Annotated in this window: 26 protein-coding genes and 2 tRNA genes; 2 read left to right on the top strand and 26 right to left on the bottom strand. The window is 67.4% G+C overall.

Annotated elements, in window-relative coordinates; genetic code table 11:
- Positions 1–9: 9 nt before the first annotated feature.
- The 23 genes from rsmA to VGM20_10450 form a co-directional block, all read right to left on the bottom strand.
- Positions 10–825: a 16S rRNA (adenine(1518)-N(6)/adenine(1519)-N(6))-dimethyltransferase RsmA gene (gene rsmA / locus VGM20_10560; GenBank protein HEY4101302.1), complete on the bottom strand. Its 816-nt coding sequence runs from the start codon at positions 823–825 to the stop codon at positions 10–12.
- A complete protein-coding gene (locus VGM20_10555) occupies positions 822–2,297 on the bottom strand; it encodes a GAF domain-containing SpoIIE family protein phosphatase (protein ID HEY4101301.1) in 1,476 nt (491 codons plus the stop codon). Before VGM20_10555 ends, rsmA begins: the two co-directional genes overlap by 4 nt.
- 56 nt (positions 2,298–2,353) lie before the next feature.
- Positions 2,354–2,800, bottom strand: a complete 447-nt coding sequence (locus VGM20_10550) for an ATP-binding protein (GenBank protein HEY4101300.1) — start codon at positions 2,798–2,800, stop codon at positions 2,354–2,356.
- 9 nt (positions 2,801–2,809) lie between these two features.
- Positions 2,810–3,145: an STAS domain-containing protein gene (locus tag VGM20_10545; protein HEY4101299.1), complete on the bottom strand. Its 336-nt coding sequence runs from the start codon at positions 3,143–3,145 to the stop codon at positions 2,810–2,812.
- 14 nt (positions 3,146–3,159) lie between these two features.
- Positions 3,160–4,092, bottom strand: coding sequence for a phosphate acyltransferase (locus tag VGM20_10540; GenBank protein ID HEY4101298.1), 933 nt, complete (start codon positions 4,090–4,092; stop codon positions 3,160–3,162).
- On the bottom strand, positions 4,089–4,631 hold the full coding sequence (gene coaD / locus VGM20_10535) for a pantetheine-phosphate adenylyltransferase (GenBank protein ID HEY4101297.1): 543 nt from the start codon (positions 4,629–4,631) through the stop codon (positions 4,089–4,091). Before coaD ends, VGM20_10540 begins: the two co-directional genes overlap by 4 nt.
- Positions 4,628–5,146: a 16S rRNA (guanine(966)-N(2))-methyltransferase RsmD gene (rsmD, locus tag VGM20_10530; protein HEY4101296.1), complete on the bottom strand. Its 519-nt coding sequence runs from the start codon at positions 5,144–5,146 to the stop codon at positions 4,628–4,630. The genes coaD and rsmD overlap by 4 nt, the downstream gene beginning before the upstream one ends.
- Positions 5,143–6,834 (bottom strand): single-stranded-DNA-specific exonuclease RecJ, encoded by a 1,692-nt coding sequence (gene recJ, locus VGM20_10525; protein ID HEY4101295.1) that lies wholly within the window; start codon positions 6,832–6,834, stop codon positions 5,143–5,145. The genes rsmD and recJ overlap by 4 nt, the downstream gene beginning before the upstream one ends.
- A 41-nt stretch (positions 6,835–6,875) precedes the next feature.
- Positions 6,876–7,592 (bottom strand): hypothetical protein, encoded by a 717-nt coding sequence (locus VGM20_10520; protein HEY4101294.1) that lies wholly within the window; start codon positions 7,590–7,592, stop codon positions 6,876–6,878.
- Positions 7,593–7,595: 3 nt separating this feature from the next.
- Positions 7,596–9,395, bottom strand: a complete 1,800-nt coding sequence (gene dnaG / locus VGM20_10515; protein ID HEY4101293.1) for a DNA primase — start codon at positions 9,393–9,395, stop codon at positions 7,596–7,598.
- Entirely contained in the window at positions 9,395–11,833 is a 2,439-nt protein-coding gene (locus tag VGM20_10510) for a Smr/MutS family protein (protein HEY4101292.1), read from the bottom strand. The genes dnaG and VGM20_10510 overlap by 1 nt, the downstream gene beginning before the upstream one ends.
- Entirely contained in the window at positions 11,830–12,270 is a 441-nt protein-coding gene (locus tag VGM20_10505; GenBank protein ID HEY4101291.1) for a GatB/YqeY domain-containing protein, read from the bottom strand. Before VGM20_10505 ends, VGM20_10510 begins: the two co-directional genes overlap by 4 nt.
- Positions 12,263–12,457: a 30S ribosomal protein S21 gene (gene rpsU / locus VGM20_10500; GenBank protein ID HEY4101290.1), complete on the bottom strand. Its 195-nt coding sequence runs from the start codon at positions 12,455–12,457 to the stop codon at positions 12,263–12,265. Before rpsU ends, VGM20_10505 begins: the two co-directional genes overlap by 8 nt.
- A 92-nt stretch (positions 12,458–12,549) precedes the next feature.
- The gene (locus VGM20_10495; GenBank protein ID HEY4101289.1) at positions 12,550–12,894 is read right to left on the bottom strand and encodes a histidine triad nucleotide-binding protein; all 345 of its coding nucleotides are present in this window, start codon (positions 12,892–12,894) and stop codon (positions 12,550–12,552) included.
- Positions 12,891–13,637 carry an RsmE family RNA methyltransferase gene (locus tag VGM20_10490; protein ID HEY4101288.1) on the bottom strand — a complete coding sequence of 249 codons (747 nt, stop codon included), beginning with the start codon at positions 13,635–13,637 and terminating at the stop codon, positions 12,891–12,893. Before VGM20_10490 ends, VGM20_10495 begins: the two co-directional genes overlap by 4 nt.
- The gene (locus VGM20_10485) at positions 13,607–14,443 is read right to left on the bottom strand and encodes a 50S ribosomal protein L11 methyltransferase (protein HEY4101287.1); all 837 of its coding nucleotides are present in this window, start codon (positions 14,441–14,443) and stop codon (positions 13,607–13,609) included. The genes VGM20_10490 and VGM20_10485 overlap by 31 nt, the downstream gene beginning before the upstream one ends.
- Positions 14,440–15,564 carry a molecular chaperone DnaJ gene (dnaJ, locus tag VGM20_10480; GenBank protein ID HEY4101286.1) on the bottom strand — a complete coding sequence of 375 codons (1,125 nt, stop codon included), beginning with the start codon at positions 15,562–15,564 and terminating at the stop codon, positions 14,440–14,442. The genes VGM20_10485 and dnaJ overlap by 4 nt, the downstream gene beginning before the upstream one ends.
- The gene (gene hrcA, locus VGM20_10475; GenBank protein HEY4101285.1) at positions 15,561–16,595 is read right to left on the bottom strand and encodes a heat-inducible transcriptional repressor HrcA; all 1,035 of its coding nucleotides are present in this window, start codon (positions 16,593–16,595) and stop codon (positions 15,561–15,563) included. The genes dnaJ and hrcA overlap by 4 nt, the downstream gene beginning before the upstream one ends.
- A gap of 9 nt (positions 16,596–16,604) precedes the next feature.
- Entirely contained in the window at positions 16,605–17,708 is a 1,104-nt protein-coding gene (gene hemW, locus VGM20_10470) for a radical SAM family heme chaperone HemW (GenBank protein ID HEY4101284.1), read from the bottom strand.
- Positions 17,709–17,729: 21 nt separating this feature from the next.
- Positions 17,730–18,863 carry a DNA-processing protein DprA gene (gene dprA / locus VGM20_10465; GenBank protein HEY4101283.1) on the bottom strand — a complete coding sequence of 378 codons (1,134 nt, stop codon included), beginning with the start codon at positions 18,861–18,863 and terminating at the stop codon, positions 17,730–17,732.
- On the bottom strand, positions 18,817–19,878 hold the full coding sequence (obgE, locus tag VGM20_10460) for a GTPase ObgE (GenBank protein ID HEY4101282.1): 1,062 nt from the start codon (positions 19,876–19,878) through the stop codon (positions 18,817–18,819). Before obgE ends, dprA begins: the two co-directional genes overlap by 47 nt.
- Complete coding sequence (locus tag VGM20_10455; GenBank protein ID HEY4101281.1) at positions 19,875–20,519, bottom strand: carboxymuconolactone decarboxylase family protein; 645 nt, start codon at positions 20,517–20,519, stop codon at positions 19,875–19,877. The genes obgE and VGM20_10455 overlap by 4 nt, the downstream gene beginning before the upstream one ends.
- On the bottom strand, positions 20,510–21,511 hold the full coding sequence (locus VGM20_10450; protein ID HEY4101280.1) for an asparaginase: 1,002 nt from the start codon (positions 21,509–21,511) through the stop codon (positions 20,510–20,512). The genes VGM20_10455 and VGM20_10450 overlap by 10 nt, the downstream gene beginning before the upstream one ends.
- Before the next feature lie 95 nt (positions 21,512–21,606).
- Here VGM20_10450 and VGM20_10445 point away from each other — a divergent pair, with 95 nt between their 5' ends.
- Complete coding sequence (locus tag VGM20_10445; GenBank protein HEY4101279.1) at positions 21,607–22,608, top strand: PfkB family carbohydrate kinase; 1,002 nt, start codon at positions 21,607–21,609, stop codon at positions 22,606–22,608.
- Positions 22,609–22,797: 189 nt separating this feature from the next.
- Here the strand turns inward: VGM20_10445 and VGM20_10440 are convergent.
- The 3 genes from VGM20_10440 to VGM20_10430 form a co-directional block, all read right to left on the bottom strand.
- Positions 22,798–22,871: transfer RNA gene (locus VGM20_10440), tRNA-Val, on the bottom strand.
- A 53-nt stretch (positions 22,872–22,924) separates the two neighbouring features.
- Positions 22,925–22,998 (bottom strand) — tRNA-Ile (locus tag VGM20_10435).
- A gap of 464 nt (positions 22,999–23,462) precedes the next feature.
- Complete coding sequence (locus VGM20_10430; GenBank protein HEY4101278.1) at positions 23,463–24,548, bottom strand: glycosyltransferase; 1,086 nt, start codon at positions 24,546–24,548, stop codon at positions 23,463–23,465.
- 38 nt (positions 24,549–24,586) lie between these two features.
- Here VGM20_10430 and VGM20_10425 point away from each other — a divergent pair.
- Positions 24,587–24,843, top strand: a 257-nt coding sequence (locus tag VGM20_10425; protein ID HEY4101277.1) for a hypothetical protein, incomplete at its 3' end; no start/stop codon positions are given.

Genomic DNA, 24,843 nt, shown 5'->3' with positions numbered 1-24,843 from the left:
AGCGGCGATTCAGGGCAAGCGCGGCGGCTCCATGGCGGCCAGAAGCTGGACAAACTGCTGGACGGAAACAGCTTCCGGCCTGACATCGGGGTCGATCGCGGCAGACTGGAGCAACGTCGTCGCCTGGTCAGCATCCATTCCCGTCGCTTCGCGAAGCGCGCGTACCATTCGTTTCCTGCGGTAGGAAAAGAGCGAGGTGACCAGCCGCCGGAACGCCGGGATCTGATCGTGCCCGACCAGCGGCGGAGACCGCGGGATCAGCGTGATCACGGTGGAGTCGACCTTGGGTGGCGGCGCGAAGGCGCCCTTCTTCACCAGTACTCCGAGCAGCACCGTGGCGACCGCCTGTACTCCGACCGTGAGCGCGCCATACTCGGGGGTCCCCGGCTCGGCCGCGATCCGTTCGGCGACTTCGCGCTGCACCAGAAAGGTCACCGATTCGGGGAGCGACGGCATCAACGCCTTCGCGATCAACGGCGACGTGATGTTGTAGGGAATGTTGCCTGCGACGATCCAGCGCTTCCCCGCTGCAGTCCACGGTGCCACGAGTGACGGCCAGTCGAGTTCGAGCGCGTCGCCGGTCGCGAGGAGAAATGGCGTGCCGGCGAATCGATGCACGAGATTCTCGCGCATCCGGTCGTCGCGTTCGATGGCGACAACGGTGGCTCCGCGTTCGAGGAGCGCCGCAGTGAGCCCGCCGGGCCCCGGGCCGATCTCGAGCACGACATCGCCGGGACCCGCTCCGGTTGCGGCCGCGATCTTCGCCAGCAGCGCGCGATCGGTGAGGAAGTGCTGGCCGAGGGATTTGCGCGGACGGACGCTCACATCCGCAACACGAGCAGCGTTCGATCATCCGCCGCCGACCCGCCAAACTCCGCAAGGTCCTGCAGCACGGCGTCGGCGATCTCCGCGGCAGGCTTGTCGCGGTCGCGCTCGATCCGCGACAGGATCCGCGCCTCGCCGTATCGCTCGCCCTGGGCATTGCAGTGATCCTGCAACCCGTCGGTGAAGAGCACCAGCAGATCCTGGTCGAAGTGCCACGGGATCATCTCCCGCGTGAATCGTCCGACTTCGACCAGCCCGAGCGGCGGCGCGGTCGGATCGAGGCGCTCCGCCGATCCTTCGCTCGGTACGCGGAAGGCGTGCGGGTGGCCGGCGCTGGCATAGACGAGACGTCCGGCGCCGGGATCGAGGATGCCGTAGAAGATCGTGAGGAACATCTCGGTCTTCTCGAGTTCGTCGGCGAGCGACTCGCGCAGCAGCGTGAGCATTTCGTCCGGCGGGGTCGTCGAGTTGGCGTGAATCCCGGCGGCGGCCAGCACTTCCGCCGCGATCAGCGCCGCCGACAATCCGTGGGATGCAACGTCGCCGAGCATGATGCCGACGCGCCGGCGCCCCAGCGGCGCGAAGGTGTAGAAATCGCCGCCGACCGACGAGACCGCTTCCGATCGCACCGCGACGTCCGCATCGCCACGCAGCACCGACGGCGACGGCATCAACCGCAGCTGCAGGTCGTGCGCGAGGCGGAGATCCTGCTCCATGCGCTGCCGATCACGGTCGCCGGCCGCAAGCCGGGCATTCTCGAGCGCGGCGCCGATCTGCGTGGCGATTGCGGTGATCAGCTTGGTCTCTTCGCGCGTGAACCCGCCGCCGCCGGCGCGATCGGCGAGCGCGAGCGTACCGATCACGCGCGACGGCTGCCCCGACGCCGCATAGGAAATCGGCACCGCGACGACTTCGCCGGGAACCCATCCCGGTTGCAGCCCGGTCTCGACGCGTCCGCTGCGGAAGGCTCGCGCCACCACGGCGGTGGCGTCATCGAGCGCGACGTCGTCCGGCACGGCGCCGGGCTCAGTGCCGAGCGTGGCGACCGAGTGCAGTACGCCGCGCTTCGCATCGTACACGCGAAGCCCTGCACGGCGTGCGCCGACGACGGCAGTCACCTCGCGCAGGATCACCGACGCCACTTCGCCCACGGCGTGCGCACGACCGAGCAGTTCGCCGATCGAATAGAGCAGGTCGATTTCCTCGTAGCGTGCCGCGAGTTCGCCGGTGAGCGCCGCCGCAGTCCGATCCGCTTCGAGGAGCGTCTCGACAACCGGCATCAGGTGCTGCGCGATCTCCTCGGCCGGGCACGTGCCGGTCGCGACAATCTCGAGGAACGCGCCGGGAAGTTCGGGAAGAGCAAGCCACGACGCGTGATCGCCGGAGGTGCCGCGGCGGCGCGGCGCGTGCGGGGCATCGCCGTCCGGCATTCCGGCCAGCAACGACCAGCGGTCGCCGTCGAGTCGCCACACGCGGAGCACGGCGTGGCAGAGCGCGCCAAGCGGGGCGATCGCCGCGGCAAGGCGGCTCAGTGTCGGGGGAGCGTGATCCAGATCGTATTCCCGCGTTCGTTGAACGCGACGTGCTCGGCGAGGCGGTGGATCATATAGAGGCCGCGGCCTCGCGTCGCTTCCAGCGATTCATCGCCGAGCAGCAGTGGCACCGCGGTGTGATCGAACCCATCGCCCTGGTCGGAGATCGACAGCACCAGCTCCTCGTTGCCCACCGCGATCTCGATGATGACCAGGAGCGCCGGGTCGCCGTGATTGCCATAAAGCATCGCATTGGCCACCGCTTCGGCCAGCACGGTGCAGAGACGGAATCGAGTCCGCCGGCTTTCTCGGCCGTCGGGAAAACAGCAGGCGCAGGCGGCGTCGACCACGTCGCCGACGCGCGCGAGATCACTGGGGAGTTCGATGCGGAACCGGTCGTCGTCGCCGGCATCTCGCGTGAGCGACTGCGCGAGGGCGTCCACCGGTCGGCCTCAGTACCCGGCGAGCGCCTCGTCGGGCGTGTCGGCGATGGCGAACAGGGTGTCGAGCTTGGTGAGTTCGAAGAGCGATCGCAGATCTTCATTGAGGCCGGCGAGGCGCAGATCTCCGCCCGCCTCGCGTACCCGCTTGCTGATCGAGACGAGCGCGCCGAGCCCCGAAGAATCGATGTAGGCCGTGCGGGTGAAATCGAAGATGAACTTGCGAGCGCCCGCGTCGAGCGCATCAGCCACGACCTGCTTCAGGTCCTGCCGGTTGGCCACGATCAGCTGACCTTCGACGGTGACCACCGTGACACGATTGGCAACCTCGCTCGCTGCAAACGACATCGGATCTCCCGGGTTCAAACCCGCCGTGCGGCGGATTGCAACGCAACCATCGCGGCCACATCCACAATATCGTCGGCCGCGGCTCCGCGCGACAGGTCGGAGATCGGTAGCGCCGGTCCCTGCAGCAGCGGTCCCGCCGCCGTCGCCCCGGCCAGCCGCTCGGTGAGCTTGTAGGCGATGTTGGCGGCGTCGAGCGACGGAAAGATCAGCACGTTGGCCCGCCCAGCGACCGGTGACGTCGGGCACTTCCGCGCCGCGACGACAGGATCCAGTGCGGCGTCGAGCTGCATCTCGCCGTCGGCAACGACCGCTGGCGCGAGCGCCCGGAATCGCGCGACCGCCTCCCGGACGAGCTCGACGCTCTCCCCACCGGCACTCCCCGCCGTGCTGTAGGAGAGGAATGCCACGACCGGCTCGTCACCCACCAGCGCGCGGCGGTCGGTCGCGGCGGCACGCGCGGCCTGCGCCAGCTCCTCGGCCGACGGCTGCGGTACGACCGCGACATCGGTGTAGGTGAGCACGCGATCGCCGAGTCCGAGGTACATCGCTGCACTCAGCGAATGGACGCCGGGGGCGAGCCCGATCAACCAGAGCGTGGCGCGGATCACGTCCGCGGTCGGAGTCGTCGCTCCCGCGACGCAGCCGTCAGCCTCGCCGATTGCCACGAGGCCCACCCCGAACCGGACGGGGTCGGCCGCCAGATCGAGCGCATGCACGCCGTCGCGGACTGCAGCGGGCCGCCGCGAGCGCAACCGCTCGCCGATCAAGCCGATGCGGGGATCGGCTGCCGGCTCGAGCAAGCCGGGGCCGACGAGAATCGGCTCGGCGATCGCCAGCCGCGACAGTTCGTCGGCTGCGTGACGAATGCGGGGATCAGCGCCTTCTGGCAAGACGATGCGGGCGCGCAAACCGGCGGCGCGCGCCCGCAATGTGTCGCGAAAGGTCACCCCGGCGTGCGCCGCCGCCGCGCATCAGGTCCGGGCGCCGACGCGACATCGTCGATCGGATTTCCGAATCGGCGCGTCAGCGCCTCGGCCACCGGGGGTGACACCAGGCCATCGAGCGGACCCCCGAAGCGCGCAACTTCGCGCACGAGGGATGAGGAGAGGTAGGTGAGATCGACCGCCGGCACGAGGAAGACGGTCTCGAGCTGTTCATTCAACTTGCGATTCATCAGCGCCATCTGGAATTCGTATTCGAAGTCGCTGACGGCGCGCAACCCCCGAATCACCATCGTGGCGTTCCGCTCGCGCGCGAAGTCGGCGAGCAGGCCGGAGAACGAAGCGAGTTCGATGCCGGGATTGTCGCCAATCCCGGCCCGCAACAACCGGAGCCGATCCTCGACCGAAAAGAGCGGTGCCTTGTTCGGGTTGATCGCCACCGCCACGATGATGCGATCGGCGAGAGCGAGAGCGCGACGGATCAGGTCCTCGTGGCCGCGCGTCGGGGGATCGAACGAACCGGGGTAGATGGCGATGCGGGTCATGGGGCCTCCAGAAACGAAACGGCGATATCTCCCCAGTGCCTGGTATGTGCCCCGGGGATCTCGCGCTGTCGTGGGTGCTCGACGGCGAGGACCGCGGCAAACGGCACGACGGTCCACGCGTCGATGATCCGTTGCGCCAGATCAGAGGCGAACGGCGGGTCGGCGAGCGCCAGGTCAAAGGCGTTGGGTCCGAGTGCGCCGATGAAACGCGCCGCGTCGTCGCGAATCACGGTGGTGCTGGCGCCAGCGTCGAGACTCGCGATGTTGGCGCGCAGGACGCGCAATGAATCGGTGTGCGCATCGACAAAGGTGGTGTGCTGCGCCCCGCGCGACAGCGCTTCGAGGCCGAGCGCGCCGCTCCCGGCGCACAGGTCGAGGACGCGTGCCCCCGGGAGTCTCGGCCCGAGAATGTTGAGCCACGCTTCGCGGACGCGCTCGGCTGTGGGCCGGACGGTCCGGTCACGCGGCACGGTGAGGCGGCGCCCGCCCCAGCGGCCGCTGACGATGCGCGTCATGGCACTATCTCATTCGTTACCATAGATCCAGCTGTGGGCGCCAGCGTGAGGGCGCGTGCCTGCAAGGTCGAGCGCCCATGCCATTCGTTGCGCTCCAGCCGCACTGCGACATCCACGGCGCCGTCGATGAACGGCGCGGCCCGATCGGCCCAGCCGAACGCAATCGTCTCGATCGCGACGGCGCCATCGGTCAATCGCCCCTTCAGATGATTGGTTCCGACGACCGCGGTCCGGTCGACGCGGACATTGCGAACGCCGAGCACGGCGCCGGGGTTGCCCATGCCGCAGGGTTCGAGCTGTCGGGTCCAGCGCTCGAGCTCGTCGGTGAGCTGGTCGACGCGGACCTCGAGATCGACGCGCTGGCTCGGACCCAGATCCTCGACCGACAGCTGTTCGCGGGCCACAGCGTTGAAGCGATCCCGGAAGGCGTCCACGCGGTCGCGCCGAATCGTGAGCCCTGCCGCCATGCGATGTCCGCCAAACCGCTCGAGGAGGTCTTCGCAGGCGCCGAGCGCTGCGTGGAGATCGAATCCGTCGATGCTGCGCCCGCTCCCCCGCCCCATATCGCCGTCGAGTCCGATCAGGAATGTCGGTCGCCCGTAGCGTTCGACCACGCGGGACGCCACGATCCCGATCACGCCGGGGTGCCAGCCGTCCGCGGCAAGGACAATCGACGTCGCGGCGGCCGGATCGGCGTGATGTGCTGCGATCACCTCGAGCGCATCGTCGAGGATCCGCTGATCGAGCGCCTGCCGCTCGCGATTGAGTGTCTCGAGTCGATCGGCGAGTGCTGCCGCTTCGACGGGATCATCGGTGAGGAGGAGCCGCAGGCCGTCCTTGGCGTCGGCGATTCGGCCCACCGCATTGAGGCGCGGGGCGAGGATGAATCCGGCCTGCGTCGCACGGATTTCCTTGCCAGCGAGCTGGGCTCGCTCCACCAGCGCGCGGAGCCCCGGCCAGCGGCTCTGTGCCAGGAGCCGGAGGCCATGCTTGACGAGGGTACGGTTTTCACCAATCAGCGGAACGACGTCGGCGACGGTTGCCAGCGCGACGTAGTCGAGCAGATGGAACGGCAATGCCTCCGGAAGCGGGATCGCCGGGACGAGGGCCTGGATGAGCTTGAACGCGATCCCGGTCCCCGAGAGGAAACCGAGCCCCGATTCGTCGTCGCTGCGCTGTGGGTCGACCACCGCGTTCGCGCGCGGGAGCACCGCCCCCGGGAGGTGATGGTCGGTGACGACAACCGCGATGCCGGCGGCGCGAGCCCGGTCGACAGTCTCGACCGCGGTGATGCCGCAATCGCAGGTGAGGATGAGTCGCGCGCCGATCCGCTCCGCCTCGGCGAGACCCGCCGCGCCGAAATCGTACCCGTCGGTCATTCGATGCGGCAGGAACGGATGCGCATCAGCACCGCCGATACGCAGCGCGCGCGTGAGCAGCGCCGCGGCGCACTGGCCATCGACGTCGTAGTCGCCGTGGATCAGGATTGGTTCACCGCGGCGGATCGTCGACGCGATCAGGTCGACCGCCGTGTCCATCCCCGCGAGTGATCGCGGATCGGAGAGCGACGCGAGCCGCGGGTGGAGAAAGGCGCGGGCGCTGTCGGGATCGCGGACGCCGCGCTGGATCAACAGGGCGGCGAGTGGTTGGGGCAGGCCGAGGGCCGCCGCAAAGCCGGCGGTTTCCATCGAATCAGGCGCGGTGGCAAGGCGCCATCGCGGCGACGCAATCAGGCAACCGCCTCGGCGAGGTAGATGATCGCGCCGCACATCTCGCATCCGTCGATCAGGATGCCGTCGGCCTGCAACTGACCGATCCGTGATCGCGGAATCGCGGTGTAGCAGGCAGTACAGGTGCCATTCTGGGCGGGAACGAGGATTTCCGTCTTGCGCGAATTGCGGAGCCGGTCGTAGCGGATGCGGAGGGTCCGGTCGAGGTGCGACGCCGACGCGTCGCGGTCGGCACGCGCCACGGCGTAATCGCCGTCGACATCGGCCATCCGGGCGTCGAGGGCCGCGCGCGCGTCGGCCTGTTCGGCGAGCGCGGCCGTGAGGCGATCGTTCGCGGCACGTACCGCAGTGTCGCGAGCGGCGACGTCATCCGCCATCCGAACCCATTCGCTCTCTTCCTGCGCCAGGATGTTGCGCCCGAGTTCGACATCGGCGAGCAACTGCGCCGCCACCCGAGGATTGCGTTCCTGGTCAAGCCGGGCGCGACGCCGTTCGTGCTGCACTCGCTGCGTTTCGAGTTTCGTTTCCGCCTCGGCCCGGCGTCGCGCGGCATCGGCCGCCGCACGTTCCGCACTCGCCACTGCGTCCCGTCCCTGCTGCAGCGCCGCGTCGAGCTGCGCCCGCTCGGCCGTGATCACCGCTGCGCGCGCATCGAGCTCGGCGAGGCGGCGATCCTTGACCTGCACATCGAGCAGCTTGGGGAGATCGGGATGCATCAGTTACTCCTCGACTGGCGGGGCGCCGTGCTTGGCACGATTCGGCGCTCGATTGGCAAGATACAAGCTAAACCGCGTCTGTCCTTCTTTGCTGAGCGCCGTCCGCCGCCGCCGCAGGACCATCGGATCGCTCTCTGCCGCGATGGACGCGAATTCGCGGATTTCGCTGAGCGATTCGAGTGCACCGGTGTATTCCCGATCGACGTCATATCCCGGACCAGGCGCTCCGGATTCCACCAGCTGCGTCCAGACCTCACGCGCGCGCTGATCCAGCGCCGCGAACGCATCGCCAATGGGAGCATCCGCCGGAAGGGCCAACAGCGCGTCGAAGATCGCACGGCAGGCGGCAAGCTCGAATCGGTCGGCAGTGATCTCCCCCCGCGCCCGCGCCAGCCACTGCGGGTGCAACAGGAGCAAGCGCAGAAGTTTTCGTTCAATCTCCGCCCCGCCACGTGGCCCGACGCGGCGCTCCGTCCGCGGCGTGCGGGATGGCGATGCGGCGGCGGGGCTGGCGGCCTGCGGCGCTCGCTGCGAAGCGATCTCGGCGGCGACCGCCTCGCGCGGAACGCCGAGACGTTCGGCCACGCGCGTGAGATAGAGCTCACGCGTGATGGGATCGCTCGCGGCACGCAGGGTCGGCAGGAGTCGGTCGAGCGCTTCGCGCGATCGCCGCACGTCGGTGAACCACCCCTTGCGATCGAGCAGCTGCACCTTGCGTTCAAGCACATCGATCGCGTCGGCGATCACCCCCTCGACCGCAGCCGCACCACCGCGGAGCGCAAGCGTGTCCGGATCTTCGCCCGCAGGCAGTGTGGCAACGCGAACGCGCACGCCGTGCGCAAGCAACACGTCGCCGGCGCGAAAGGTGGCGCGGAGGCCCGGGGGGTCGCTGTCGTAAAGGAGCACGACTTCGTTGGTGAATCGCTTGAGCAGCACCGCCTGCGCCTCGGTCAACGCGGTCCCGAGCGGTGCCACCACGTGCTCGAGACCGGCAAGCGCGACGCGCAGCACATCGAAATATCCTTCGACCAGGATCGCGAAGCCGGCTTTCCTGATCGCGTTCTTCGCGACGTGCAGATGATAGAGCTGCTCGCCCTTGTGAAAGACCGGTGTTTCCGGCGAGTTGAGATACTTCGGTTCGCCCGGACCGAGAATCCGTCCACCGAACGCCACGACACGACCGCGCAGGTCGTGAATCGGGAAGATCAGCCTGCCGCGAAATCGGGAAGCGAGGGAGCCGTCGTCGCGACGCATCACGAGCGCCGCCTCGACCAGGATGTCATCGGCGATGCCGAGCTGTCGCATCGCGGCGAGGAGTTCTCCTCCGCGCGGCGCGTAGCCCACGCCAAGCGTCGCCGCGGTATCGAGCGAGAACTCGCGCTGCAGCAGGTAGCGCCGGGCGGTTTCGGCCTCGGGAAGATCGCGCAGCTGGGCAGCGAACCACGTGTGGGCTGCGTCGCACGCCTGGAAGAGCGGCTCGCGAGGATCGGGGCCGGCTCGTTCACTGCTCTCGGGGATGCCGATCCCGTACCGTCGTGCGACTTCGCGTACGGCGCTTGGATAGTCCATACCGAAGCGCTCGCGGTACCACGTGAAGACGTCACCGGTGGCGTGGCAGACAAAGCAGTAGTAGCGATTCTGCTTCGGGATCACCGCGAAATTCCGGTGAGTGCCGCCATGGAAGGGACACGGGCCGCGCCAGTCGCCGCCGGTGCGCTTGAGCGACACCTGGTCCTGCACGATCTCGAGGAGGTCGGCGGCGTCGCGGACCTGCTCGATGACTTCGTCGGGGATCCGCGCCACTAGCGGAGCACCGCGACGGTCACGCCAACGCCGCCCTGAGTGCGCGGCGCAAAGTCGAACGAGGCGACGCGCCGGTCCGCGGCGAGGAGTCGCCGGACAACGTCGCGAAGGACACCGGTTCCCATGCCGTGAATGATGGCGAGGTGTGGCTGTTCCGCGAGAGTGGCCCGGTCGATCGCCAGCGCCACGGCCGCCTCCGCCTCGTCAGCCCGCATGCCACGGAGATCGAGTTCGTACGCGCCTGCCGGCGCCGACTCGTCGACGCGAACCGCCGCGACACGAGGCCGCGGGGCTGCACCCGCGACGCGAGTGAGCGTCCCCGTCGCGACCACGAGCCGCATCGTTCCCACCAGGACGACTCCCTTTCCGTCGCCCCGGATCTCGGCGAGCTCCCCCGTCGCACCGGTATTGAGGCGAACGCGGTCACCGACCTGCAGCGTCTCGTCGCTGCCGTCGATCGTCGGGTCGGATTCGTCAAGGCGGGCACGCTGATCTCGAATGCCCTCCTCCACCAAGCGCCGCGCGTCCTTGGCAGCCGTTTCGTCGGCGGCGCCTCGGGCCAATGCCAGCGCCGCCTCAACCTGCTTGCGCGCTTCGAGCAGGTACGCCTTCGCCGCCCGGGCCCGATCGCGCTCCGCCGTCTTCTCGGCGGCGCGCAGCGCGGCATCGCGAGCGTGCTGCGCTGCCTGCGTCGCCTCCAGTGTCGCCTCGCGCCGTTCGATCTCGTCGAGTCGCTCGCGAAACGTGGCTTCGCCGGCGTCGAGCGCTTGCCGTCGCGCTTCGACCGTCGCCAGCAATTGATCGAGATTGCGTTCCGCCTCGGGGACCAGTCGCTCGGCGTTCCGCAACACCTCCGAAGACACGCCGAGCCGCCGCGCGATGGCGAGCCCATAGGAACGACCGGGGATCCCCTTGGCAAATCGGAAGGTCGGCGAAAGCGTCTCGGCGTCGAAATGCAGCGACCCGTTGACCACGCCGTCGACTCGCGTCGCCAGCAGCTTGAGCGCGCCGAGATGGGTGGTGGCAAGGGTCAGCGCGCCGCGACTGGTCAGCGATTCCAGGACCGCAGCGGCGAGCGCCCCACCTTCGGCCGGATCGGTGCCCGAACCGATTTCATCGAGCAACACGAGGGTGCCCCGCTCGCTGTAGTCGAGGATCTGCCGCACCGAGGCGACGTGCGCGGCAAAGGTCGAGAGGTCGGCGGCGAGCGATTGATGATCGCCGATGTCGACGAAGAGGCGATCGATCATCGGAATGATGCTGTCGGGGCCAACCGGAGGGACCAGCCCCGATTGCGCCAGGGCGATCGCCAGTCCGACCGTCTTGAGCAGGACCGTCTTGCCGCCGGTGTTTGGTCCCGAGATCAGCAGGGTGTGCTCACCAGCGTCCAGGGTGAGATCAAAGGGAACTGCGACGATTCCCTTCGCGATCAGCAGCGGGTGTCGAGCCACGTTGAGGCGAAGTGCGCCCCCCGCCGGGTGGATTGTCGGAACGGAGGCGTTGGCATTGTACGCCCATCGAGCTCGCGCAACGAGCGAATCGATCGCGACGCAGCAGTCGTGGTGCGCGGCAAGCAACGGTTCAATCGGCCGAAGGCGTTGCGTGAGATCGCGAAGGACCGCCAGGACCGCCCGTTCCTCCGCAACGACGGCCGAGCGGAGTGCGTTGCCGAGGTCGATCGCGGCGGTCGGTTCGACGAACAGCGTGCCGGCGCTTGCCGACTCGTCGTGGATGATCCCCTCGGGGCGCTGGCGAGAATCGCGGCGAATCGGAATGACGTACCGGCCGCTTCGCATGGTCACCGTCGCGCCTGCCCCAACGCTCGACGCATCAAGATCGCGCAGGAGCGTCTCGAGTCGTCGGACCAGCCGCTCGCGCGCGGCGTGCACGTCACGGCGTGCCGACGCGAGGGCCGGGCTGGCCGTGTCGAGCAGTTCTCCATCGTCGCCGACGGCGAGCTCCAGCGTCCGCTCGATTGCCCGATGGACCGGCGCGACATGCCGCCCCGCGACCAGGGGGCACGCCATCCGATGCCGTGCGAGTTCGTCGCCGATGATGCGCGCGGCGGCGAGGGTCATCTTGACGGCGGCGAGTTCCGCGATGTCGAGCACGCTTCCGTCAATGCGCAGTCGGCCGAGCACGGTGCGAAGCGGCGGGATCGGAGCGACGTCGAATCGCTCGCCGCGGCCGATCAGCGCCAGCAGTTCACCGACCTCGCTGAGCTCGTGCCGAATCCACTCGATGTCGCTCGCAGGCCGCAGCGCGCGGATCGCATCGGCGCCGAGCGGCCCGGCCGTGAAGCCGGCAACGACGTCGAGGACCGCGTCGAACTCGATCGCGGCGAGGCCGTCGGCGGAATGGGCCGGATCCAAGCGCGCCGGGGTGCCGTCTCGCGTATGAGGCGGCACCCCGGTCGACAGCGGCGAGACACCGGTCATTTCTGCTGCAGTGCCTCGCGGGCGATGCGATTGATCGTGGCTCCGTCGGCCTGCCCCTTGAATCGTCCCATCAGCGCGCCCATCAGCCGGCCGAGGTCCGTTGCGCCGCCAGCGATCGCGTCACGCGCGGCGGCGCGAATCGTCTCGGCATCGACTTCCGGCGGGAGGAATTCTCGAAGCACGCCGATCTCGAACTCTTCCTTTGCGGCGAGATCATCGCGACCGCCCTTGCGATACTGCTCGACGGAATCGAGACGCTGCTTGATCTGCTTGCGAAGCACGTCGATCGTTTCGACATCGGAGGGCACGCGGCCGAGTTCGATTTCCTTGTTCTTCAACGACGCAAGGACCGTCCCGAGTACCAGGGTCCGGTCCTTGTGTGCGGCCTTGCGCGCCGCAATCTGATCGGCGCGCAGCCGGGTGACGATGTCAGACATGTACCGTGCGACCGCGGCGGTTCTTGCGCTGCGCAGCGTTCATTTTTCGCTTGCGCTTTTCACTGGGCTTCTCATAGTGCCGGTGCTTGCGCAAGTCGGAGAGGATACCAGCCTTCTCGCACTTTTTCTTGAAACGCTTGAGCGCGCGCTCGAAGCTCTCATCCTCGTGGATGATGACTTCCGACATGTACTGAAATCACCCCTCTCGGCCCCCGAACGGGCGGTTGAATAGCAGACTCCAAAGCTATCCACCCGATGAAGCCCGGGCAACTCGGAGGCCTAGCCGGGCGGCCAGTGGAACTGGCGACCGCCCAGGAGGTGCAGGTGGAGGTGGTCGACGGTCTGGCCGCCTTCCGGGCCCGTGTTGATCACCATCCGGTATCCGGCCTCGAGACCAAGTTCGGCTGCGACCGTGGTGGCCAGCGCCGCAATCTCCCCAAGGACCCGTGCCGCGGCTCCACGGGAAAGATGGGCCGCCGACCCGACATGTTCGGTCGGAACCACGAGGAGGTGAGTCGGTGCCTGCGGATGGAGGTCCCGAAAGGCGATCGCGTGGTCGGTTCGGGCGACAATCGTCGCCGGAATTTCCCCTGCTGCGATGCGACAGAAAATGCAGTCCATCATCTCTCCGCTGTGAGCCGCCGGTCGATGGTGAGTCCGGCGGCGACGATTGCGGCGGTATCAAACCGCAAGATCGACGGTCCAAGGGTCACGGAAACGGCGCCGAGCGTTTCCCTGCACCGGACCATCTCGTCGGGGGTGAGTCCGCCCTCGGGTCCGATGATCCATCCGATCGCTTCGACGGTGCCGATGCCCGGAGCCGCACCACCCGAATGATCCGCGACGAGCCAGCGACGGGCGCGGTATCGTTGGATGAGCTGTTCGAACGACAGCGGCTCGACGATCGTCGTCGCCCAGGGATTGCCGCACTGCTTGCACGCTTCGCGAGCGCGTCGCCGCATCCGGTCGAGATGTGCTGCGCGAACCCGGCCGGCGACGTCGCGCGCACGCTCGGCCTCGACCGGGATCAGTTCGGTGACACCGAGTTCGGTGGCGCGCTCGGCGAGCGCAATGAAACGATCCTTGTCGCCGGCACCGATCGCCAGCACAGTGGGCGCTGGCCGATCAGCTCGGTGCACGTTCGAAATCGTCACCGTTGCCGATGACTTGGCGTGACGCAATACCCCCGCTGCCGTGCCACCCTCGCCGTCGAAGACTCGCACCGTGGCGCCATCGGAAACGCGCCGTACCTGCAGGTGGTGTCGTTCGTCGTCATCGAGGTCAATGACTCCGCCGTCCACCAGCAGCTCCGTGGCGGCGAGAACAGCGGCGCCGCTCATCGGCATCGCGCCGCGACGGACCACCATCCGTCGTCGATCACGGCGTCGATGATCTCGAACCCGCCGGCGGCGAGCACGGGCTCGAAAAGCGGGGATTCGGGCGCTTCCATCCCCGCGAAGATCGCGAGGCCGCCGGGAATCAACGCTGCCGCAATCGCAGGGAGCAGCACGACATTCACCGTCCGCAGAATGTTGGAACAGACGACTTCGACCGGACCCGCCAGTGGCGCAAGATCTGCCGCGTCGCCGCCGATGAACGACACCCCACCGTCGACGCCGTTGCGAAGCGCGTTCGTTTCGGCGACGGGAAGTGACGGCTCGTCGATCTCGAAGCCGATCGCCGATCGGGCACCCAGGGCGACCGCGGCAATCGACAGGATTCCCGATCCGCTCCCGAGATCGAGGACGCGGTCGCCACTCTGCACGTGACGCTCGACGAGCGCAAGCGCACCGCGCGTCGACCCGTGCTCGCCGCTGCCGAACGCTGATTCCGGATCGATGGTGATCACCACGTCGCCGGCCGCGGCGGTGACCGGCAGCCAGCTCGGCGTGAGCAGCAGCCGTCCGAAGCGCCGGGTCACGATCCCGTCGCGCCAGCGAGTCGACCAATCGATCGACGCTGCTTCGCTGCATGCGGCCGAGGTCCCGGGGAACTGCTGCGTGACGCGGTCGATGAGGTCGCGCGCAGCCGCTTCGGATTCGAGGGTGGTGGTGAGTGCGCCGTCGGCGAGTTCTTCGACGCCGCTACCGGTCGCCACGACGATCATCCCGGCAATCGCGTCAGCGGTGCCGGACGGGGCGGCGAAGACGACTCGCCACCAGCGATCACTCACGCGCCGAGGGCTTCCTTGAGTTTCGACCAGAAGCCGCCTTTGCGCGTCGGTCCGTCGCCTTCGTACTTGGCGAGCTCGGTGAACAGTTGTCGCTGCACGTCGGTGAGATCATCCGGCGTCCAGACCAGGACCGCGACGTTCAGGTCGCCGACACCGGCGCCCCCGAGATGCGGCAATCCTTTCCCTCGCAGCCGGAGCACCGTCCCGGACTGGGTCCCCGCCGGAATCGCCAGCGCTTCGTCACCGTATGGCGTGGGAACACGCGCGGTGGTTCCAAGTGCGGCCTGCGAGAACGACACGGGCAGCTCGACGTGCAAGTCGTCGCCGTGACGTTCGAAGCGATCATCCTCCTTCACCTCGATCATCACGATCAGGTCGCCGGGATTCCCTCCGCGCGGCCCGGGTGTGCCGAGTCCGCGCAGCGTGAGATAGTGCTGCGGCGAGACACCGGGGGGGACGTCCACTGTCACGCTGCGTTCGCCCTTGACGCGACCCTCGCCACGACAGACTTCGCACGGAGTCGCGACCACATGACCTTCGCCATGACAGGTGGGACACGGACCGACCTGGACGAACTGCCCGAACATCGAGCGGGCGGCCCGCCGCACCTCGCCCGATCCGCCGCACGTCGCGCACTGGACTGGCCGGGTGCCCTTCGCAGCGCCGGTGCCGTTGCAGTTGGTGCACGGGACCAGCGTCTTGAGCCGGACATTGCGCTTGGCGCCAAGAGCCACTTCCTGCAGCGACAGCTTGACCGTCACGCGGATATCCTGGCCGCGGGTCGGATCGCGTTGCGCGCCACCGCCGAAGATGCCGTCGAGACCGCCGAAACCGATATCGCGCATGAAGATGTTGAGCGCTTCGGAGAGGTCGATGTGCTGGAATCCTGCACCGAATCCGCTGGTCGACGACGGGGCGCTCCCGAATCGATCGTAGTGCGCGCGTTTGTCGGGATCGCTGAGAACCTGGTACGCCTCGGCGATCTCCTTGAAGCGTGCCTCGGCATCGGGCGCTGAATTCCGGTCCGGGTGATAGAGCATCGCCAGCCGACGATACGACTTCTTGATGTCATCGTCGGTGACTTCGCGCGACACTTCGAGGACGGCGTACAGATCGCTCACTGGCTCAACCCTTCAATCAGCCGGCCGGCATGCTCTACCAGGCCGACAATCTTGTCATAGGCCATACGGGTCGGACCGAGGACACCGATAACGCCGGTGGCCCCGCCGCGATGATAGGTCGACGTCACCAACGTGAAGGTGGCCAGACCAGGTTCCCGGTGCTCGCCGCCGATCGAGACCGTGATCCCCTCACGCCGTCGCTCCGCCAGCGCCTGCCGGAGGAGGCCGCGACGATCGGTGAGGGTGAGCAGCGACCGCATCTGATCGTGGGAGGCAAACTCCGGCTGCTCCATGAGGACCGACTGGCTGCCGATCACCACCGCGTCGTGCGGCTCGGGGAGGTCGAACAGCCCTTCCCCCTCCGCGAGAATGATGTCGAGGAGTTCGCTGCCGTCGGGAAGCGCCCTGGCATCGCGGAGCCGCTCGGCGAACGATCCCCGGATCTCCCGCAGGGTGAGCCCGGCGAGGCGTTCGTTGAGCGTCCGCTGGGCGTCCTCGACTTCGGCCGGGGAGAGTGCGCCGCGAAGGCGAACGTAGATCGAGCGGATGTTTCCGCTGCGAAGCGAAAGGACGAGAAGCAATCGGTCGCTCGCCACCGCTGCCAGGTCGACGCGATCGAGCACGATCTCCTCAATCGCCGGTGCGACCGCGACTCCAAGCTCCTGGGTCAATATCCCGAGCATCTGCGCCGCTCTCGCCAGGAGGTCGTCGGTCGACGGGCTCGAGGCGAGCGCAATTTCCAGATGTTCGCAGGCGTGCGGGTCGGGCTGTGCCCGGTCGGCCATCGTGTCGACATAGAGCCGATAGGCACGGTCAGTCGGGATCCGACCAGCGGAGGCATGGGGATGATAGAGGTACCCCTTCTCCTCGAGGTCGCTCATCGTGTTGCGAATCGAGGCGGGCGACATCCCAAGGGATGAGCGGCGCGCCACGCGGTGGCTACCCGCCGGCTCCGCCGTCGCGATGTACGTCTCGATGACCGCTTCGAGAATCCGGCGTTCCCGGTCGGTCAGTTCCTCGGCCTCAGGCATGGACCAAAGCTAGGAATCCCTGACGGCTCCCACCAGCGCATCGAGCCGAAGCCATCCTTCGACCGTGAGTCGAATCCGACCCCCCTCCGTCGTTGCCCAGCCGGCGCGGACCCACGCTGCGCGCGCTCCTGCGGGCACCATCGCCTGGCTCGCACCCTCGATCGTTCGCAATCCGAGATAGAGATCTTCGAGCCGTTTCGGGGCACCGTCAATCGTTTCCTGACCCTCGACTGGGGTCGCCGCTTCGTCGACCCGGCGACGAAATGCCTCCCACTCGCGGACGTTCCATTGCCGCGCGTCAGCCAGCAGCGAGTGCGCCGATGGTCCGAGCCCGACGTACGGCGCTCCGCTCCAGTATGCCGAGTTGTGGCGGGATCGAAAGCCGGGGCGAGCCGCATTCGAGACTTCATAGTGCTCGAACCCCGCCGCAATCAGTTGCTCATGGGCCAGGAGATATTCGTCGGCATACCGCTCATCCATCGGCGTGACGATCTCGCCGCGGCCAACCCATCGCGCCAACGGCGTGTGCGCTTCCACCGTGAGTCCGTACAGCGAGACGTGATCGGGGGCGAGGGCGAGCGTTCGCTGCAAGTCGTCGGACCAATTGCGACGCAACGTCTCCGGCAGCGCAAAGATCAGGTCGAGGGAAATATTGGTGATTCCCTCCGCTCGCAGGATCGCGAGGGCCTCGGGCACCTGCTCGGCGCGGTGGGTCCGGTGCATCCACTCCAACACCGCCGCGTCGTGACTCTGCACGCCGAGCGAGATGCGGTTGATCCCGGCGCGGACCCAACCACGAGCACGCTCGGCGGTCACGTCGTCGGGGTTGGCTTCGAGGGTGATCTCCGCGTCTGCCGCCCGCGGCCAGATTCCGCTCAGCACGGCAATGAGTTGCGTGATGGTGAGTGGATCGAGCCGCGACGGCGTGCCGCCGCCGAAGTAGATGGTCTGGACCGGCCCGGCAGGCCAGCGCTCCGCGCCACGCCGGAGCGCGATCTCTCCGGTAATCGCGGCCAGGAATGCCGCGTCCGGCGTGACGTTGCGCACTGCGATCGCGAAGTCACAGTACGAGCATCGCCGGCCGCAGAACGGGACGTGGAGATAAACGTGCACAGCGAATGATACCGGTTACGGTTATCGCCGCTGGTACGTGGCGTCGGCGAGTTGCGTGATCAATCCGCCGAGTTCGAGTCCAAGGAGCGTCGCGAGCACCATCCCGATCGGCAAACCGGCCACGTCGGCGATCGCATCAACCGACCGCGGTGTGCCATAGATCGCCGAGAGCACGCGCGCCTCGTCGGGCGACAGATTGCACGGAGGCGGCTCCAATCGCGGTTCGGAGACCGTCGTCGACACGAGCCCGAATGCGCGCAGGAGATCGTCGGGCGCGAGCAGCGGCGTCGCCCCGTCACGGAGGAGCTGATTGGTCCCCACCGAGGTCCGGCTCGTGATCGGGCCCGGGACGACGAGGACTTCGCGGCCTTGTTCGAGCGCTGAGGTCACGGTGACGAGCGTTCCCGATCCTGCTGCTGCCTCGATCACCACCAGGACGCGCGCGAGTCCGCTGATGAGCCGATTGCGCCGGGGAAATGCGCCGCGAAACGCCTGCTCGCCCGGTGGGTGCTCGGTCAGCAGGAGACCGTTCCCGACGATCCGGTCGAACAGCGATCGATTCTCCAGCGGATAGACGATATCGGCGCCGGTACCCAGGACGCCGATCGACATACCGCCGACGTCGAGGGCGGTGTTCTGTGCCACGGCATCGAGTCCGCGGGCCATCCCGCTCACGACAACAATTCCGGCGTGCGCCGCGGCGTTCGCCATCGTGGCCGCGACCTCGGCACCGTATCCGGAGTGGCTCCGGCTTCCGACGATCGCGACGGCGGGCCGCCGCAGTGCGTCGAGCGTCCCCCGAACAAAGAGGAGGACCGGCGGATCGGGGATCGACCGAAGGGTGGCAGGAAACTCGTCATCGGCCGGCACCAGGATCTGCTGGCCGTGCTGTTCCGCGGTCGCGAGAATGGCAAGGGCTTGGCGCGCAGAAGCCGAGGTGATCGATGTGGTAGCCGCGGGAGTCATTCCGAGTTGCGCCGCCAGGTCGCGGCTGCTCGCTGCCAACACCGCGCGAGCGCTCCCGAATCGTGAAAGGAGTCGCCCGATCCGGCGCGCTCCGAGGCCGGGGACGAGTCCCAGCGTGATGTACGCGAGGCGATCCTCGGGATCAGAGCTCTGAGTCTGTTGCCCTCCGCTGGTCGAGTCCGTCGTCATCTGCATCATCCTCATCATCGTCGCTCGTGGCCCGGACGTGCTGCACCACGGTCCACAGGACTTCAGTCAATTCGTCGAGACCGCTTCGCGACACGCTGGAGATCGCCATGACGCGCAGCGCGTCGGGTGCGTCGATCGCCGGCAATGGCGTCGACGGGTCCAGCGTATCGCGCTTCGTCAGGACAACCAGATGCGGCTTGGCGGCGAGTTCTTCGCTGTACAGCGCGACTTCGCGACGGAGCCGCCGGTAGACCGCATCAGCATCGTCCTGGTCGAGCGGGACGAGATATGCCAGCACGCGGGTCCGCTCGACATGGCGGAGAAAGCGCAGCCCCAATCCCTTTCCCGCGTGAGCACCCTCGATGATCCCCGGGATATCGGCGACGACAAAACTCCGCGATCCCGACAAACCGACGACGCCGAGGTTTGGCTCGAGCGTGGTGAAGGGATAGTCCGCGATCTTGGGACGCGCGGCACTGATGACCGAGAGGAGGGTACTCTTTCCCGCATTGGGTTCGCCGACGAGACCGACGTCGGCGATCAGCTTCAGCGTGAATACCAGGCGGCGCGCTTCACCCTTCCCACCCGGTTCCCATTCACGCGGCGCCTGGTGGGTTGACGACGTGAATCTCGCATTCCCCCGGCCACCGCGCCCGCCACGGGCAACCAGGACCTGATCGCCTGCATCGACTAGATCGCCAAGCCGGGCGCCGGTGGCCTCATCCTCGACGACCGTTCCCGGCGGAACGGGGAGGATCACGTCGGCCGCCGACGCGCCGGTCTTCGTTTTTCCCTTGCCATGCACACCGCGATCGGAGCGCCAGACGGCGTGATATCGATAGTCGAGCAGCGTCGACAGGTTCGCTTCGGCGCGAACGTAGATGGAGCCGCCGCTGCCGCCGTCGCCGCCGTCAGGACCGCCCTTCGGACGGTACTTGAACCGCGCGAACGAACACGCGCCGTCGCCACCGTCGCCCGCCGCCACTTCGATCACGACCGAGTCGACGAAACTCACGACCTGCCCACCGCTGCGGATCGGACCTTGTCCCAGAGGTCCTCGATCACCGCCAGGTCCGCCGGATGGACCATCGGTCGGACCAGCCCGAGCGTCGCCTCGACCGCTTCGATCGACGCGCCTGCACGCACTGCACCAAGGAGGTGCGAATGCAGTTGTCGCGGCGCATCGAGGACGGCGATCTGCGCCACGGTGCACAGTTCACGAACCGGCAACGCCAGCCCGGGCCGCGACAGCGTGCGGCCATATCCTTCGATGATCATCCATTGTTCGAGCGCGGGGTGGAGCGCCCGCACGTTGCGGCGCAGCTTCTCGAAGCTCTCGCCGTAAATCACCCGGCACGTCTCTTCACCGCGCTCGGCCCACGCCGCATGCTCGGTGTAGTCGAGTCCATCGTCGCCACCGGTTGGCGCGGCACCGCTGGCGGCGCGCCACACCTCGGCGGCGACCAGGGCACGCGGCCACCCGAGTGTCAGCACCGATTGCAAGATCAGTTCATCAACCGCGCGCGCCGCGACACCAGCGGCGATCGCGGCGTCGACGGCCGATCGGACCTCGTCCCTGTTGCCTGACGCGGCGGTGGCGGCCAGCGCGATGAGTGCGGCGGTCGCTCGATCGAGCGCGCCTTCCGCTACCGCCACTGCAGCGTCCCTCGCAACTCGAACTGGCCGGTCGCGATGCCGCGAGTGTTGCGAATCTGTGGAAGGCGCCACGGCGTGAGCGCATGGTCGGGCCACGCCGCATCGATCTTCAGTCGACTGGCGACCTGTTCGAGCAGACCGACCAATGCGACGCACGCAGCTTTCATGTCACCGTCGTGCACCTTGAGGGCCAGACCCACGCCGGCGCGCGGCAGTGCTGCGGAGTACACACCCTCTGCACCGATCTTCGCGATCACCTCGCCGGGCCACGCTTCCATCAACACGGTGTCGAGGCGCTCAGCCCCGGCAACAAGGTACGGATCGCCGATCATCGCGTCCCGGATCAATTGCGCGGGCGAGTCGTCTCGGCTGCCGAGTCGCGCGTACGCCGCGGCCATGGCATGAAGCGGTAGCGCCACCGCAGCAGCGGTACAGCCGTCGATCCCCCACTGGAGCTCGTCGATCGGGAGACCGCTCCATTCGGCCACCGACTCGGCGACGCGCTGCTGCACCGGATGCGATCGTTCCTCGTATCCTGACGGCCCCCATCCGTGCAGACGCGCCAGTGCGAGCAGGCCGGCATGTTTTCCCGAGCAGTTGCTCCAGAGCGGAGTCGCCGCGACGTCGTCGTGCACCATCGCGTCAGCCAGGGCGGGCCAGAGCGACGGGTGACCACCGCACGCCAGGTCGGCTTCAGTTGCCCCGATCGCCGAGAGCCACCGCGCACCAACTTCGCGATGCACCGACTCGGCGTTGTGCGACCCACAGGCAAGCGCGATCATGGGCCGGTCGAGAGCAAATCGCTCCACGCCGCCGTCAATGAGGAGCGGCATCAACTGGAACGGCTTCGAAGCCGATCGCCAATAGGTCACCAGGCCGGGATCACCGGCGTGCGCCACGATTTCACGATCCGCAGTGACAACTGCGGCCGAAACCGGATGGACCGACTCTGCGATCGAGCCGCGGGTCACCGTCACATTGAGATCATTCATCGGCGGGCAAGATACCCGGATCGGTCCGGCCGGCCGAACAACTTTCCGGCACGAAACGCTCGCGGCGGTGTTCGTCCCGGCGCTACCTTCCCCGCATGACGACTCCGCTGCCGCCGGTCCACCGGACCCGCGTCGAGCAGATCCTGGCGGCGATGCGCGCCACCCGGATCGGCGTGATCGGCGACGTGATGCTCGATCGGTACCTGCTCGGTGACGCCGACCGGATTTCCCCGGAAGCGCCTGTTCCCGTCGTGACCGTCGAGGATGAGCGCCTCGCTCCCGGCGGCGCCGCAAACGTTGCCGCCAACATCGTGGCCGCTGGTGCCCGCCCCCAGCTGACAGGAGTCGTCGGCGACGACGACGCCGGCCGATCGCTGATCCAGGCGATTCAGGCGCTCGGCGTCCCCGTCAACCGATTGGTAACCATCGCCGGCCGGCCAACGACGTCCAAGACCCGCATCGTCGCTCGCGGCCAGCAGGTGGTCCGCCTCGATCGCGAGGTGACCAATCCGCTCCCGGCTCGTCAGCGCGAAGCGCTCCTTGCCTCGGCGCACGCCGTGCTCGCCGAGTGCGACGTCCTGCTGATCGAGGACTATGACAAGGGTGCCATTGATGCCGCGATGGCCGGCGAACTCGTTGCCGCGGGACGCGCCCGTGGGATTCCCGTTGTCGTCGATCCGAAGATCCGCAACTTCTTCGCGTATTCCGGCGCCACCGTCTTCAAGCCCAATCGCCGCGAACTGGAGACGGCGCTGAATACCCATTTCAGTGGCGACGACGCCGATCTCGAGGACGCTCGCCAGCGGCTCGGCACGGAGCATCTTCTCCTCACCCTCGGCGCTGAAGGTGTCGCGCTGGTATCGCCTTCGCATCCCCTGCGGCGGGCGGCGAGTGTTGCACGGGACGTCTTCGATGTTTCCGGCGCCGGTGACACCGTTGCCGCATGGACGGCGCTCGGCCTTGCGGCAGGTGCGACCGTCGCCGAATCCGTGTGGCTCGCGAATGTTGCCGCAGGAGTGGAGGTCGGGAAGCTGGGAACTGCGACGGTGTCCGCGGCCGAGATTCTTGGAGCGTTGGACGAACTCGAAGGAGCGTAGATCGAGTTCTCCACAGTCGACCTGTCCACATTCCCACCCGAACGGCGGGCGCGGGCATATAAAACGTCGGCCGCATCAGGGATTCTGATGCGGCCGACGCTGTTTCTACCGTTCCGAGCCAGCCCGGGAGGCTCCACTCGCTGACTGACTCGGCGACCCTACACCACCCAGCGGGGTGGTTCGGACCGATGGGCGATGAGGGACTTGAACCCCCGACCTCGCGCATGTGAGGCGCGCGCTCTAACCAGCTGAGCTAATCGCCCCCGCAGAAGCGGGGCGGGGATCATACCACCCTTCTTTCCCAGTGACAACCCGATGGCCCCGGAGGGATTCGAACCCTCGACCTTCAGATTATGAGTCCGCTGCTCTAACCACCTGAGCTACGAGGCCAACTACTTGTAAATCAAGGTATTATCGCGTTTATCAACAATTCTTTGACCCAGACGACCGTCGATTGCGGCCACTCCGCTCTCGCTCGACCGTTCTGACATTCCGTCGATCGCCCATCGAGCCGGCAACGGCCGGGCCAATTCTCGAAATCTACATGTCGCCGCTGTCGGTATTGCACGTGATGGATCCAATACCGCAGATCCGGATTCATCGTTCTGGCCCCGCTATCGACACGTGAGGCGGCCGATATGCGGATTCGTTCCACTGCTTTCGGCACTCCATTTGCCGCCAATCGCGGCCCAACGGCTTGCGTGAAACGACATTATCTGAAAGTGATAACTATTTATGGAGTAATGCGTTGAATCGTCATTCTAATCCAGATTGTTTTCCACACGCGCGATTCCCGATACCCCCACCCCCATCGTTTTAGGTAAAAAAAGAGTGTTTTCAACACGATTTGGTGACTACTTGAGGCCTTCGGGGCCCCGGACGCGTCGGTAGAGGTCGAGGTGCGCGTCCACCATCGCCGTGACCGTGAAGCGTTCGCGCACCCGCTCCCTCCCTGCCCTCCCAAATCGTTCCCGAAGATTGGCGTTGGCCGCCAGCGTCCGCATCGCCTCCGCAAGCGACTCGACGTCCCGGATTGGCACCTCGAGTCCGGTGGTGCCGGCGAGGTTGACCTCCCGAACGCCGGAAGGGACTGCCGTCGTGATCACCGGCCGCCCGGCAGCCATGGCCTCGAGCAGCACCATGCCGAACATCTCCTGGACGCTGACGGACGGCAGTACCAGGAAGTCGGCGTCGGCCATCCGGCGCGGCAAGTCCTCGTCGGGGTATTCGCCCCACCATTTGACCCGGTCTTCCACTGCCAGGGCCCGGGAAAGCGTCCGAAGACGGTGTAGCTCCGGGCCGGACCCCACGACGTCCAGCCGGAGATCGGGCACCAGTTCGAGCGCCCGGAGGAGGAAATCCACCCCCTTGAACGCCAGCAGCCGACCAATGAAGAGCGCCCGCGGCGGGTTTCCAGGCGGCGGCGGCGGGACCAACTCCCAGCGGCGCTCGTCGATGCCGAACGGGATCACCGCCACCTTGTTCTCGAAGCCTCGCAGTTCCCGCGAGAGGGCAATGTGCGCCTTGCTCGGCACGACGATCGCCTCGGCGCGCCAGAGCGCGTACTTGGACGGCAGCCAGTACTTGACGCTCGGATAGTCCGCGTGCTGAGTAACCACCAGCGGGGCGAGCGACGGCCGGAGCATGTACGCCACGTCGGCGAGCGAGTTGGGATGGTGGAGATGAATGACGTCGGCTCGCTTCCAGGCGGCCCGCACATAGCCCGGCGCCAGCTCCTGGGAACCGACGGGCGCGAACGACCACGCCCGCGTTACTGCGGCGCGACGACGTTGTCCCGGTTGAGGGTCACCGAACGACGTGACGGCGACGACCTCTGCCTCGTGCCCCCGCTCGGCGGCACCTTCGGCCAGTCCTTGCACCACGCGCTCCATTCCGCCCGAGCGTGGCCAGTAGTACTTGGCGAGGTGCAATATTCGCATGGGGTGGAACTTAGCGGCGACCTCCCCATCTTTGTCCGGTGCGCGTCCTCATTCTATCGCCAGCCACGACGCCTCTCGGCGTGTTGCGTTCGCTTGCCGCCCTTGGTGTCGAACCAATCGTCGCGTGCGCCGGCGGCGATGTCGAGACCGATGGTCTGTTGCAGTTCGGCCGCGTCAGCACGAGAGGCGACCGCGACAATCCCATGGACCTTCGGTGGTCGCGGCGCGGTCTACGCGCACTGGTGCGGCAATCCAGACCGGAGCTCCTGCACATCGTCGGCGATCCCTGGACACC

This window comes from Gemmatimonadales bacterium, from assembly GCA_036500345.1.
Lineage (GTDB): Bacteria > Gemmatimonadota > Gemmatimonadetes > Gemmatimonadales > GWC2-71-9 > Palsa-1233.
This window is presented reverse-complemented; position numbering and strand designations above follow the sequence as displayed.

What these genes read in the sequence shown, in the direction of transcription:
- VGM20_10520 (HEY4101294.1), bottom strand. Translation starts at nt 7,592, where the DNA reads ATGCATCCCGATCTCCCCAAGCTGCTCGATGTGCAGGTCAAGGATCGC.
- VGM20_10510 (HEY4101292.1), bottom strand. Translation starts at nt 11,833, where the DNA reads ATGACCGGTGTCTCGCCGCTGTCGACCGGGGTGCCGCCTCATACGCGA.
- VGM20_10495 (HEY4101289.1), bottom strand. Translation starts at nt 12,894, where the DNA reads ATGATGGACTGCATTTTCTGTCGCATCGCAGCAGGGGAAATTCCGGCG.
- VGM20_10430 (HEY4101278.1), bottom strand. Translation starts at nt 24,548, where the DNA reads ATGCGAATATTGCACCTCGCCAAGTACTACTGGCCACGCTCGGGCGGA.
- dprA (HEY4101283.1), bottom strand. Translation starts at nt 18,863, where the DNA reads ATGACGACGGACTCGACCAGCGGAGGGCAACAGACTCAGAGCTCTGAT.
- rsmD (HEY4101296.1), bottom strand. Translation starts at nt 5,146, where the DNA reads ATGACGCGCATCGTCAGCGGCCGCTGGGGCGGGCGCCGCCTCACCGTG.
- rpsU (HEY4101290.1), bottom strand. Translation starts at nt 12,457, where the DNA reads ATGTCGGAAGTCATCATCCACGAGGATGAGAGCTTCGAGCGCGCGCTC.
- coaD (HEY4101297.1), bottom strand. Translation starts at nt 4,631, where the DNA reads ATGACCCGCATCGCCATCTACCCCGGTTCGTTCGATCCCCCGACGCGC.
- VGM20_10490 (HEY4101288.1), bottom strand. Translation starts at nt 13,637, where the DNA reads ATGGTGGTCCGTCGCGGCGCGATGCCGATGAGCGGCGCCGCTGTTCTC.
- VGM20_10505 (HEY4101291.1), bottom strand. Translation starts at nt 12,270, where the DNA reads ATGTCTGACATCGTCACCCGGCTGCGCGCCGATCAGATTGCGGCGCGC.
- hrcA (HEY4101285.1), bottom strand. Translation starts at nt 16,595, where the DNA reads ATGCCTGAGGCCGAGGAACTGACCGACCGGGAACGCCGGATTCTCGAA.
- VGM20_10445 (HEY4101279.1), top strand. Translation starts at nt 21,607, where the DNA reads ATGACGACTCCGCTGCCGCCGGTCCACCGGACCCGCGTCGAGCAGATC.
- VGM20_10545 (HEY4101299.1), bottom strand. Translation starts at nt 3,145, where the DNA reads ATGTCGTTTGCAGCGAGCGAGGTTGCCAATCGTGTCACGGTGGTCACC.
- VGM20_10450 (HEY4101280.1), bottom strand. Translation starts at nt 21,511, where the DNA reads ATGAATGATCTCAATGTGACGGTGACCCGCGGCTCGATCGCAGAGTCG.
- recJ (HEY4101295.1), bottom strand. Translation starts at nt 6,834, where the DNA reads ATGGAAACCGCCGGCTTTGCGGCGGCCCTCGGCCTGCCCCAACCACTC.